10 protein-coding genes are annotated in these 13,048 nt (G+C 39.0%); 5 read left to right on the forward strand and 5 right to left on the reverse strand.

What is annotated here, in order from left to right:
* Positions 1-369: 369 nt before the first annotated feature.
* Complete coding sequence (gene pta / locus F580_RS0110580; protein WP_019027702.1) at positions 370-2,490, reverse strand: phosphate acetyltransferase; 2,121 nt, start codon at positions 2,488-2,490, stop codon at positions 370-372.
* A gap of 34 nt (positions 2,491-2,524) precedes the next feature.
* Positions 2,525-3,763, reverse strand: coding sequence for an acetate/propionate family kinase (locus F580_RS0110585; protein ID WP_019027703.1), 1,239 nt, complete (start codon positions 3,761-3,763; stop codon positions 2,525-2,527).
* Positions 3,764-3,943: 180 nt separating this feature from the next.
* On the opposite strand from F580_RS0110585, the gene yfbV reads away from it, so the two are divergent.
* Positions 3,944-4,438: a terminus macrodomain insulation protein YfbV gene (gene yfbV / locus F580_RS0110590; protein WP_019027704.1), complete on the forward strand. Its 495-nt coding sequence runs from the start codon at positions 3,944-3,946 to the stop codon at positions 4,436-4,438.
* Positions 4,439-4,603: 165 nt separating this feature from the next.
* Here the strand turns inward: yfbV and rlmA are convergent, their stop codons facing one another.
* Positions 4,604-5,449, reverse strand: coding sequence for a 23S rRNA (guanine(745)-N(1))-methyltransferase (gene rlmA, locus F580_RS0110595; RefSeq protein ID WP_019027705.1), 846 nt, complete (start codon positions 5,447-5,449; stop codon positions 4,604-4,606).
* 12 nt (positions 5,450-5,461) lie between these two features.
* Positions 5,462-6,268, reverse strand: coding sequence for an exodeoxyribonuclease III (gene xthA, locus F580_RS0110600; RefSeq protein WP_019027706.1), 807 nt, complete (start codon positions 6,266-6,268; stop codon positions 5,462-5,464).
* 272 nt (positions 6,269-6,540) lie between these two features.
* Here xthA and F580_RS0110605 point away from each other — a divergent pair, with 272 nt between their 5' ends.
* The 3 genes from F580_RS0110605 (at position 6,541) to F580_RS0110615 (ending at position 9,730) form a co-directional block, all read left to right on the forward strand.
* Complete coding sequence (locus F580_RS0110605; protein WP_019027707.1) at positions 6,541-7,257, forward strand: response regulator; 717 nt, start codon at positions 6,541-6,543, stop codon at positions 7,255-7,257.
* A 388-nt stretch (positions 7,258-7,645) separates the two neighbouring features.
* A complete protein-coding gene (locus F580_RS0110610; RefSeq protein ID WP_019027708.1) occupies positions 7,646-8,953 on the forward strand; it encodes an ATP-binding protein in 1,308 nt (435 codons plus the stop codon).
* Positions 8,954-9,076: 123 nt separating this feature from the next.
* Positions 9,077-9,730 (forward strand): VC2046/SO_2500 family protein, encoded by a 654-nt coding sequence (locus F580_RS0110615; RefSeq protein WP_245560615.1) that lies wholly within the window; start codon positions 9,077-9,079, stop codon positions 9,728-9,730.
* A gap of 32 nt (positions 9,731-9,762) precedes the next feature.
* Here F580_RS0110615 and F580_RS0110620 read toward each other — a convergent pair whose 3' ends face one another.
* Positions 9,763-10,242 carry a YchJ family protein gene (locus tag F580_RS0110620; protein WP_019027710.1) on the reverse strand — a complete coding sequence of 160 codons (480 nt, stop codon included), beginning with the start codon at positions 10,240-10,242 and terminating at the stop codon, positions 9,763-9,765.
* A 240-nt stretch (positions 10,243-10,482) separates the two neighbouring features.
* Here F580_RS0110620 and F580_RS0110625 point away from each other — a divergent pair, with 240 nt between their 5' ends.
* Entirely contained in the window at positions 10,483-12,954 is a 2,472-nt protein-coding gene (locus tag F580_RS0110625) for a S9 family peptidase (RefSeq protein ID WP_019027711.1), read from the forward strand.
* Positions 12,955-13,048: the final 94 nt, after the last annotated feature.

A 13,048-nucleotide genomic window follows, 5' to 3' on the forward strand; every position in this document is an offset into this window, starting at 1 on the left:
AAAATACTAGGTTTAAGCTGTAAAATGAGTAAAACGACTGTTTACGAAGGTTTTACTAGGATGATTAGGCGGTAAATGAAGAGGTATCGTAAAAATTAATATCCACAGAAGCTGTGGGTATTGTTGTGGATAACTTGTTGTAAGCGATGTTTGTCATTGTTAAGTAAAGGGAAAGTGAGTAGGTTGTTTTTTGTCTAACTGAGTTTTAAATCCTATGAAATAAGATAAGTGATCAAAACTATCTGTTAGATCCTTATTGCTATTAAATTAATAGTTTAAACTGGTTAAACACCCTCAAATAAGCTTAGTCCTCGTTGGTTGTTGATAAAACAAGCGCTTATCAACAACCTTATAGGGTTGCTTATCGTTTTATTGTGTCGCCTGAATTGCTGTTAGGGCGATGGTAAAAACAATATCATCGACTAATGCGCCACGTGATAAATCGTTAACAGGTTTATTCATGCCTTGTAGCATAGGGCCAATGCTTAGCAAATTCGCCGAACGCTGTACTGCCTTATAGGTAGTGTTACCGGTATTTAAATCAGGGAAAATAAAGACAGTCGCTCTACCTGCTACCGGGCTGTTTGGTGCTTTTTTCTTAGCGACATTTTCCATAATAGCGGCGTCGTATTGCAACGGTCCATCAATAATTAGATCGGGTCGCTTGGCTTTGGCAATTTCAGTTGCTTTGGCCACTTTTTCTACATTGGCTCCATGACCTGAACTGCCAGTACTGTAACTTATCATGGCGACTCTTGGCTCAATACCAAATGCTTTTGCAGAGTCAGCTGATTGGATGGCGATGTCAGCTAATTGCTCTGCGTTAGGCTCAGGGTTGATAGCACAATCACCATAAACCAGTACTTGATCAGGCAGCAACATAAAGAAAACTGACGAAACCAAAGAACTATTAGGTGCGGTTTTTATTAATTGTAAAGCGGGTCTTATGGTGTTTGCTGTGGTATTAACTGCGCCAGAAACTAGACCATCTACTTGTCCTAGTTGTAACATCATGGTAGCTAATACAACATTGTCTTTTAAGTTTTCTAGGGCAACAACATCCGTAAGGCCTTTATTTTTTCTAAGTTCAACCATAGGGCCAACATAGTTAGCTCTGATGGTTTCGGGATCTGTTATGAGTAAATTATCAGGTAAGTTAATACCTTGATGTTCGGCAATTTGTAATATCTCATCTCTATTGCCAATAAGCTGACAGCGAGCAATTTTTCGTTCACAGCAAATTGCTGCCGCTTTGATGGTACGGATATCAGTACCTTCAGGTAAGACCACAAGTTTATTCGCTTGGCGAGCAAGCTCCGTTAATTTATGTCTAAAAGCCGGTGGTGAGAGTAAGTTATAACTATTGTTTTTAGAGGTGAGACTTTCTAGCCAACGGCTATTTAAATTATCGGCCACGTGCTGTTTTACTTTGTCCTGACGTTGAATATCATCTTGGGGTATTTCAGGATTAAAACTCATGATATGACGTGATGTTTGCCAGGTATCCCATGGTACAGACAATACCGGTAAACCTGCTTCCAAGGCTTGCTTACATAACTCCCAAACTTGTTTTGATGGTTCAAAGCCATTTGTTAATATCATGCCGCCTAATTTAGTACCATTTAATGCAGATAAACAGGTGGCAATGATGATGTCAGTGCGATCGCCTGGAGTAACAATAAGGCGACCGGGGACTAGGTAACTGACTAGGTTTGAGACAGTACGAGCACAAAAGGCGACACTACGAAAACGGCGATGTGCCATATCACCTTCATTAAGGACTTTGGCATCAAGATAGTTACTAATGTCACAGATGCGCGGAGCGATGAGATCGATGTCCCACATTATGGTGCCGAGTAAATCAAAGTGTCTGTTTTTAAAAATGTCTAAATCTAACCAGTGGTTTAAATTAAAGTCACTTTCAATTTCTTCTTCTTTTGGCAGTAAGCCATATTGTTCTTGATCTGGGCAGTTTAGTTTATTGATAACACAACCAATGAGATGTTTGTTTTTTATGCCACCATAGGTTTCAGCGCTGACTTCAAGTCGGTTTTCAAATTCATCAGCACTGTCATTTCCTGGGCTGGCCACTAAGACTATATTAGCCCCAAGTGCTTGGGCAACATCACGGTTGATACGCCCAGCGTAGGGTTGTCGTGGTGTTGGCACTAAACCTTCTATAATGACCACGTCATGATCTTCTTTAAAGGCGTCAAAATTGGCAACAATTTCTTCTAATACCACTCCGTGTTGGCCATCGCCCATTTTAGCTTCTACATAACTAAGGGATATGCTGGTGCTATTTTGCGATAAGCTAATGGCATCAATGGTTTTATTTTTTTTAGCTAGGCTATTACGAGAAGGTTGGCTAATGGGTTTAAAGTGTCCTACTTTGATCCCTTTTTGCTGACAAGCGTGCAATAAACCTAACGCTACACTGGTTAAGCCTACACCTGAGCCAACAGGGATTAACATAATTCTATGTGGCATAAATTTAATCCTATTTATTCTGCATTTGAAGTGGTTACTGAGCTAAATTTGTTAGTAATTGAGCTGATTGCTCGGCAATTACCCATTCTTCATTGGTGGCAATAACCCAACAAGGTCGAGAGTCTTTAGTGGCAATATTGCCTGAGGCACCAAATCGTGTGGTTTGGTTTTTGTCTGCATCAAGATAAAAATTTAATAAGCCAAGTTGCTTAACTATTTCAGCACGTACCCAAGTTGAATTTTCTCCGATACCGCCAGTAAAAATAAGGCCATCTAGTTGCGTTAAACTGGCGCTATAAGAAGCAATGCTTTTAGCAATGCGGTAACAAAAAACGGTCAGCGCTAATTTAGCTTGGCTATTATTTTCATAGAGCATGGCATTTTCTAATGTCCTACAGTCATTGCTCAAACCTGAAACCCCTAATAAACCACTTTCTTTGTTAACTAACTTATCAACATCATTAATTGAGTAGCCTAAGTTTTCGACCAGGTGGAAGATAATACCGGCATCGAGATCGCCACAGCGAGTCCCCATCATGACCCCTTCGCCAGGCGTCATGCCCATACTCGTATCAACACTTTTACCATGCTTGATTACGGTAACACTACAGCCATTGCCTAAATGCGCGCTGATCAAGTTGCATTGCGCGAGGGGCTTGTTTAACAGCTTCGCTGCCTGCTTAGCAACAAAGTAATGACTGGTACCATGAAAACCATATCGCCTTATATCATGCTCTTGATAAAGTGAATAGGGCAGGCCATAAATAAACGCTTTTTCTGGCATGCTTTGATGAAAAGCCGTATCAAAAACGGCTACTTGCGGTAGTTTTTTAAAAGCTTGTTGGCAAGCTTTTATGCCGATAAGGTTCGCAGGGTTATGTAATGGCGCTAGTTTTGCTAACTGAGCAATCGTCTGAGCCACTTGTTCGGTTATTAATGTGGGCTGAGAGTACGTTTCACCACCGTGAACCACTCTATGACCTATTGCACAAATATCTTTAACTAAATGTAACTGTTGTAATTGTGCGACCAGGACCGCAAGTGCAGATTGGTGATCAAAGGGCGCAGCAAGTTTATAGGACTTTTTATTCCCACCTTGCTTGATGGTAATTATTGCATCGTTGCTGAGTAGGCACTCGGCTAAACCAGATAATAGTGTCTCGCCACTTTGTGGCTTGATCAAGGAGAACTTCACTGAAGAGCTGCCGCAGTTGATCACTAAAATTGCATTGGAGTTTGCCGGAACGGCGCTCTGTGATTTTTGTTGAGTCATGTCTGATGTCTTTTGGTAAAAGTAAACGCTATTGAATCATTATAACGTTGGCGCTGGCTAAAAAACTTGATGTTATGTAATAAATGCTTTGTTTAATTGTGATTGCCATCGTTTTATGCAGTTAACTCGTCGTTACATTTGTAACTGTTGCTTATAAAGAGTAGCTGCTATAGTAGACTAATGAATATATCCGTAGTACAGCTCATTAAATTGGGTCAAAAATATTTATCTCTTTGGCCTGATAAGCCGGAATTAACGCAATATTTCCAAGACTATCGAGGTGTGCAAAGTGCGCGCTTTATTTGTCGCTATTTTCCGGCGTTAGCCATGTTTACTTTTATTATGCAGCTCTATGTTGCTTCAGGGTATCCGATGGGACAAGGTTCGATTAATAATGCGATGCAGGCACTACCTCAAGCATTGGTTTATGGTTTGTTTTTAATCAGTATGCCGGTACAGGCTTTAGTCTTTTCAGGCGTCAAGGCTGATAAGTTTTTACCGCCGGCACTGGCGTCTTGGTATCACAGTGGTTTGGCGAAGGTAAAACAGCAAGTTACTGAAAAAAAAGGCCTTGGTTCTAAAAATGACAATGCTATCGCGGATCTAGCGACTTATAAACCACGTTATATCGATCTTGCGAAACTTTTACAATTAACGTTTACCACCATAAAGTAATAGCGGTTACTTTAGGGTGATAAAATATCATGTTGGTAAAGATTATTTCATTTTTCGTGGCTTATTCACGATGAGCTATTTATTGATTAGACCACCTTTTCAACACTCAGTCTTTTAAGTACCTACTCTTTTTACTACTCAAGGTTTAATTTCCCTAGGTATTCATTACTCAGTCTTTTGATATAGGCGCAGTACAAAATCAGCTTGGCAACTAAACAGCTTTAACTGTCTTAGTTGTTCTAGTACCTCATCGCTTGCTTTAAACGCAAAGGGTGTCATAGCTAATAAATTCAGCACATCTTCACTGTTTTCAAAATTCATTGGGTAGTTTAAGCGTTGTTCTTCCACTAAAGTAAGTTGCTCAATAGCTTGTTTCGATGTGTCATGTTTAGTCGCTTGACGATATATCAATGATTTAAGTTCAAATAAATGATTATCGGCAGGTGTAACCGTCAATAAATATCCTTGGTCTTGTAAAATACGACTAAATTCATTTTCTAAAATCGGGGCATAAACACTATAAAGCCAACCAAAGCCCCCATCACTAAAAGGCAAGTCAGATAACGTCGCAACACTAAAAAAACAATCTTGATGACGTTTTGCCGCAATCTTAATGGTTTCTTTGGCTATATCGACACCGTAAACACTATTGTGCTCGGTTTTATGTTGATGAGTATAAAAACCTTCACCACAGCCGGCATCAAAAACGGCAGCGCTTTTATCGCCATACTTATTATACAAGGCTAGCATGCTGTTAAGTAGAGGTTGGTAATAACCTTTATCTAAAAATGCACGCCTTGCTTGTACCATGGCTTTGTTATCGCCAGGCTCTTTAGAGTGCTTAAACTGAACGGGTAATAAATTAACATAACCTTGTTTGGCTTGATCAAAGCTATGCTTATTCTCACAACGGTAGCTTTTATCAACAAGCGATAAAGCTTGCTGACAAAGCGGGCAGCGGTATTTCGCTAGGTCTAAGTCTAACTCTCGGTCAAACGTTTCAGTACTCATTTAAGCTAAGCCTTAAGAAAATGTTGACCAAATTGGCGCATGATCAGAGGGTTTTTCTATGCCACGTAATTCATAATCAATATCGGCTTCTACACATTGTTTAGCCATAGCCTTTGTTGCCAATACCACATCAATACGAAGACCGCGATTATCATCAAATCCGCGTGAGCGGTAATCAAACCATGAATAACGCTCGGTAGTATCCGGATGCAATTGTCGGAAAGTATCGATAAACCCCCAATCCATTAAAGTGCTTAACCATTGACGTTCTTCTAATTGGAATGAACATTTACCTGATTTCAACCAACGTTTACGGTTTATTTCACCAATACCTATATCTAAATCAAGCGGTGAAATATTAATATCACCCATAACAACGACATTTTCGTCTTTGGTATGATTGTCATTCAAATAAGTCATTAAATCTTGATAGAACTTACGTTTGTATGGGTACTTTGTTTCATGGCTGATATTCTCACCTTGTGGGAAATAGCCATTTAATACCGTTACTTTCTCACCTTTATCATTGGTGGTTGAGACCATAATCATTCGACGTTGTGCTTCGTCATCATCAGTAGGGAAGCCACGCTGAACAGAGTCAGCTTCTTTTTTACATAACATGGCAACGCCGTAATGGGCTTTTTGGCCATGAAAATATACGTGGTAACCCATGGCTTCAACCGCTTCTAAAGGGAAAACTTCATCATGAACTTTAATCTCTTGTAAGCCGATAATGTCGGGCTGATGTTTATCGATAATCGCTTGCAATTGGTGAAGGCGAGCACGAAGGCCGTTAATATTAAAACTGATGATTTTCATAGAATTCCTAATGACTTTAAGCGAATAATATCGACTTGTATTGCTTGGTGATTTTAGCTGATGATCTTGCGGGTTTATCACTCTTCTCGCAAGTTTTATTTCTCGCTTGATGTTATAAAATGTAATTTAACCGTAACAACTGGTAGAAGCTATTGTTTAACCGTAATAAGTTGTTTAAGCTACCCCTAAATGAGTCAAACAATATAGAAAACTGTGAGTACAGTTTTATTATCTTTACAAAGATATAACGTGTAATAAATAAGGAAATGAACATGCTAGATAGTAACCCAGACGTAAAAAAAATCTTATTGGTTGAAGATGACCGCCAATTGTCTGACCTAGTCACTGATTTTTTAACCAGTGAAGGTTTTCATGTTAAACAAGAATTTCGTGGTGATACTGTCGCTAAACGGGTAAAACTTTTTTCTCCTGACCTTATTATTTTAGATGTAATGTTACCCGGTAAAGATGGCTTTGCTGTTTGTCGTGATTTACGTCCTGAGTTTACTGGCCCAGTGTTAATGCTTACCGCAAAAAGTACTGACTTTGACCAAGTACTTGGCCTAGAAATTGGTGCTGATGATTATGTTATCAAGCCAGTAGAGCCTCGTGTATTACTCGCACGTATTACTGCTTTATTACGTCGCGGCGATTTACCTAACCAAAGTGACGAGAAAGGTGAAATTAATTGTGGTGGCCTTTATATCAATAAAGCCTCACGTAAGGTTACCTTACATGATGAAAATGTTGACTTAACCAGTCAAGAATTTGATTTACTCTGGTTATTGTCAAGTAAGGCCGGTGAAGTACAAAACCGTGATTATATTTATAAAGCAGTGATTGGCCGTGAATATGATGGCTTAGACAGAAGTGTTGATGTTCGCATCTCTCGTTTACGTAAAAAATTACATGACAGCACAGATACACCATTTAGAATCAAAACAATTTGGGGACAAGGTTACTTATTTGTGCCAGATGCTTGGAGCTAGCCCTTGGCAATTATGTCACTGGGTATCTAGTAACTAAAATTATCAAGGCTTTGTTACTTCTTCGTAGTTACAAGGCCTTTTTATTAAGCTCATTTTATTTTACCATTCCGTATAAAGAAGTGCTTACTTAGAGCAGCATGCGCGATATTAGAACAAGTAAAATATGCGTCGTTATAGTTATTCTATATCGAGTATATTTTGCGAAGTTATCATGATGCACATGTGCTCCCGGAGGGCGAGTTTTAAAGGCTTATATACTGCGTTATTGATTTTGATAAGGGAATAACCATTACCTACAATCAATGCCTTGCTTATAAGCCTATAAATTCTCGCTAAGCGACCACTTTCTTATGCGGATTGGTATTACACTCTGTTAAAAGGAACTTTGATGAAACTCGGTCGTTCATTTTTCAATCTTTACTTCTTTATTATCTCCACCTTTATCGTTTTTTCTTGGGCACTCGATGAAGTATGGACATCTTATCTCGAGCAAGATATTGAGTCTTATACAGGTTATAAAACCCTGATGATGGCTACTGGGGATTATGTGCAAAAACACCCTGAAGAAGAGTGGGAGGAGATAATTGCCGGCGCAGGAAAACGCTGGGGATTACCGTTAAAGTTAGAATCTCTAGCGGGAGTCGAAGACATTGATCACACCGATCATCATGTTTTATCACATTCAAGTGCCCATATTTATCATTTCGATGATAAGGTAGTCATTCATTATTTACTTGAAAACTCGGACTCAGTTATTACCCTAGGGCCGGTAAAAATGCCTACTAGGCCAAGAGTAAAAGCAACCTACAGGGTTATGATTCTTGCTACCTTTGGTATCATTATATTCATTTGGTTATGGCCAATGTCCCGGGATTTGGAGCAGCTTAAAAAGGCGACGCGATCCTTTGGTCAAGGAAACTTCGACAGTAAAGCACCTGCGGCAAAATCCACTATGATAGCGCCAATGATAGGCTCATTTAATATGATGGCAGCACGAATTCGGCGTTTAATTGAGGCCCATAAAGAATTAACTAATGCGGTTTCCCATGAATTAAGAACGCCATTAGCGCGCACCAAGTTTGCCTTGCAAATGCTTGGCACTATTAAAGATGATGAAAAAAGAGCTAAGTATCTGCAACAGATCAGTAACGATGTTTGTGAGTTAGAAGAGTTGATTAATGAAATGCTTATTTATGCCGCTTTTGATAATGACAAGCCCCAGCTTAATTTCTCTAAAAACAACCTTAGTCAATTAGTACAAACACAAATCGCCAGTCATGATCAATTTGTAAACACCATTGAGTTTATTAATCACTTGCCAGATGATTTTGTTTGTTTTGATAGCCACTTTATGGACCGGGCTGTTAACAATTTTATCAGCAACGCCATTAAATACGGTAATGATAAAGTCAGAGTGACACTGTCTATTGAAAATGACCAATGCCAAATTTGCGTGGAAGATAACGGTGATGGCGTATCAGATGAGTTTAAAAAAGTCATCTTTGATGCTTTTTCTCGGGGCGATCAATCTCGAAACAGAGAAACGGGTGGTTTTGGTTTAGGGTTAGCGATTGTGGCTCGTATTATGGAGTGGCATCAAGGACAAGCTTCTATCGGTGATAGTGAACTTGGTGGCGCATCGTTTAAGCTAACTTGGCCGTTAAAGCCAGTGCACTTAATTGAAGAGGTTAGCTAATTTTATAAGATATTTATAAAATCTTTATAATAATGACTTAATCGGCTAAATGTTTTTTACTTTTAGCCGATAACTTATTTATCAAACATTGATACTTAAGAGATTAGCGCATTGGCTGTCGAGTTGGCTCAACCAATTACACAAAATATAAAAGCATTTGAACAGCGTAAGCATGGTGATTTAACACCTGGAATACACTGTTCAAATGCTTTGCTGCATGAGCTACAACTTGGCAAGCAGTTAAATAATAGTGTGCTAGAAGCTCGCCGTGCCGACTTTACCTTGATGTTGGCAATGTTAGCCCAAGATGTACGTGAACAGAGTCAATTCTTAATGCCAAAGGCAGAAGAGACTTTACCAATAATACCAACAGACTCCGTATTAAGAAAAGAATTTAACCTGCCAAAAAAAGCGCCCTTAGCCTTAACAGACCTAGATGAGCTTACACAATTTAATCAAGTACAAAGCATTGTTGATAACAACCTAGCAGATTTACGCTTAAGCAACGTTTTACAGCCAAAGGCGTTGGCATTTCGTGATGATAAACATCATATTGAAACGCAAGTTATAACGAATACTAGTTTATTGGCTCAGCTCAAGCATCGAAAATTAACCGATAAAGCTAATCAAAATCTTAACAAGCAACTATCCGAACAGTCAGCACCCAATGTTGATGAACCCTTGAGTCAGTCCCTTAATCAACCACTTAAATTCAATGCCAAAGCCTGGTTAGATGGTATTGAACAATCCTTGGTGAAAGCGCCGCTACTTAACTAAATAAGCGTATAAATATCTAAATACCTCAATAACTACTTAGCACAGCAATGTTTAAACTTTTTACCTTTCTTTGCCGACCAAGCCGTTGGATAATTGTTACATGGACATATATCATTGCGCTTTATTTTCGCTATTTCATTATGCTTGCTAATGTTGCCATCAATATAACGCCATCGACCTTCTTCAAGGGCAAAGTTAGATTTCTCTCTTAATTCACACACGGTATTGTCAACAACGTAATAGGCTGAAAACTCTACTGTGGTTGAACTACTTTCATGTATCACCAAGGCTAGCCATAGACATTCATCTGCCCAGGATTGAATATCGCTAACCGACTGGCTTAAGCGCTGAGTTGCGCCGTAAGTATCAAAAATATATCGAGCGTCTTTGATTGCATAGGCGCTAAAGCGTGAGCGCATTAACTGCTCAGGCGTAGTGGGGTAGTTTTTTTGTGTAATAAAAAGTTGGCAACAAGCATTAAATAGTACGGTTGATCCGCAAGGGCAAAGCATAACAATATGTCCAATAATGGTATTATGTGTAAACTGTTTTATTTTACCGTGTTTTTAACGCAGATAAAGCGGTATTGGTCGTTTTCTTTAACCGCTAGTTTATTTTTTCGATTAGGATACCGGGTTATAGCAAAATTAATTTAGCTAAATTCAAGATACAATAACATCAGACAGTGTGAGTGTTCATTTGACCCTCAACTTTCATTCTTTAACAAAAAACTTAACAAAAGAATTTATTTTATGAAAATACAACTCATCGCCGCGGCGCTTAGCTTTTCATTGGCTGCTTGTAGTAATACTCAGCTTAATGAGCAAGTTACCAACAGTGCGCCAGAGAAAGTTCAAGGTGCTGTTGCCGTCAACGCACAATCAACCGATATTATTACCATACAGCAAGCTATGGCAGATCCAGATTGGTTTGGTCGTGCACCTGAATCATGGTACTGGGGCGATGATAGTAACACGGTTTATTTTAAGCAAAAGCAACTAGGTAACCCGCTACGCGATTTGTTTGCCCTTGATTTAGCTAATAGCAATGATACGGTACCAGTAGCACTAGCAAATAAACATAAAGTTGCTGATACCAATGGTGTGTTAAATCAAGCTCGTAGCCATAAAGTTTATACCTTTAATGGTGATGTTTTTGTTAAAACACTCGCCACTAATGAAGTAAAACAACTTACTTTTACTTCAAACAATGAGCGTAAAGCACTCTTTTTGACCAATGACGATATTGCTTACCAAGTGGGCAATGTTTTTTATGCCCACAATGTGCAAACCGGTCAAATTAAAGAATTAGCAAGCCTGAAAATGGCAGATAAACCTGTGGGCGTTACTGAGCCTAAAAGCTATCTGGCAAAAGAGCAACATAAGCTAATTAACTATATTGCTTTGCAACAGCGTAATAAGAAGCTAAAGCAAGCAGAGAAAGAGCGTTTAGCTGCACAAAACTCTGCGGTAAATGACAGTAATTTTTATTTTGGTAAAGGGTATAAAATCGCCCATACTAGTCTTTCACCAGCAGGTGATAAGTTATTAGTGAGCATCACTTCTGCTAAATCTAGCCGTGATAAAACAGATATCATGCCTAATTATATTACTAAAGATGGCATTATCGCCGCTGAGAAAGTACGTGCTCGTGTTGCCAATAACAGACCCTATCAAGAGCAACTCTTTATTCTCGATTTAGTTACGGGTACAAAAAAAGCATTAAGCTACGAGACCCTACCCAGCTTTGATGCAGATGTGTTAGCGAGCGTTAAAGCTGAAAACTACGCGCGTGAAGGGAAAAAATACACATCCCAGAAAAAAGCGCGTAATATTCACGTACTGCAAATGTACAATCCCATTAAGTGGAGTGTTGATGGCCAACACTTGGCGATTATGTTGGAAGCCTGGGATAACAAAACGCGTTGGTTAACTACCGTAGACTTTGCTAAAAAACAACTTGTGAGCCAACACAAACTACATGATGATGCGTGGATTAACTGGAGTTTTAATGACTTTGGTTGGTTAGCGGCTAATGCCACTACCAGTAAAGTCGCGAGTTTATATTACTTATCAGAAGAGTCGGGTTACTCACATTTATATCACAAGCCTTTAAACGCTAAAGCCGTTAAGTTAACGTCAGGTAAATTTGAAGTAAGCAAGGTTACGCCAACCCAGGATAATCAACGTTTTATTTTCAAAGCCAATAAAAAACACCCTGGTATTTATGAAATTTACCAAGTGGATATGGCTAAAAATATAATTGCATTGACTGACTTAGGTGGTAAAAATGACTATGCAATCAGCCCTGATGAATCAAAATTATTAATTGAACACTCTACCGTTACTATGCCGCCTGAGCTTTATGTGCAAAGTTTGACGACTTCAGATACTGCGAAAAGAATCACTCATACCGTATCAGAGCAGTTTTTAGCGATGCCTTGGGTTGCGCCAACCGTGGTGGCTATTGCTTCAAGTAATCAGCAAGAACCGATTTACTCGAAAGTATATTTACCAAAAAACTTCGATAAAACATCCACTAAAAATCGTGCGGTAATGTTCACTCATGGTGCCGGTTACTTACAAAACTCTCATTTAGGTTGGTCAGGGTATTTCCGTGAATTTATGTTCAACTCTATGTTAGTCCAGCAAGGTTATGTGGTTATTGACATGGATTACCGTGCATCAGCAGGTTACGGACGAGATTGGCGTACGGCTATTTATCGCCACATGGGTAAACCTGAAGTAGAAGATATGCGTGATGGTGTTGAATGGTTAGTTGCAAACGCTAATGTTGATGTCAATCGTGTTGGTACTTATGGTGGCTCTTACGGTGGTTTCTTAACCTTAATGTCAATGTTCACTGACCCTGATTTATTCGCTTCTGGTGCAGCAATACGTTTAGTGTCAGATTGGGCTTATTATAATCATGGCTACACCTCTAACATTTTAAATACCCCTGAAGATGATGCCATTGCTTATGAGCGTAGTTCGCCGATTTATTTTGTCGAGGGGCTTAATAAACCATTATTAATTAATGCACCTATGGTTGATGATAATGTCTTTTTTGAAGATACGGTACGTTTAGTACAACGACTAATTGAGCTTGAGAAAGAAAACTTTGAAACGGCTATCTACCCGGTAGAGCCACATGGTTTTGTGCAACCAAGCTCTTGGTTAGATGAATATCGTCGTATCTATAAGTTGTTTGAAAATACCTTATAAACCGTTATTGATTATGTCATTGGTGATGTTCATTTAATTTCATTGTTAATGAACAACACCAGTGAAAAAATGATTTTAAAAAAGCCCTGATAGT

It is taken from the genome of Colwellia piezophila ATCC BAA-637, from assembly GCF_000378625.1.
Taxonomy (GTDB): domain Bacteria; phylum Pseudomonadota; class Gammaproteobacteria; order Enterobacterales; family Alteromonadaceae; genus Colwellia; species Colwellia piezophila.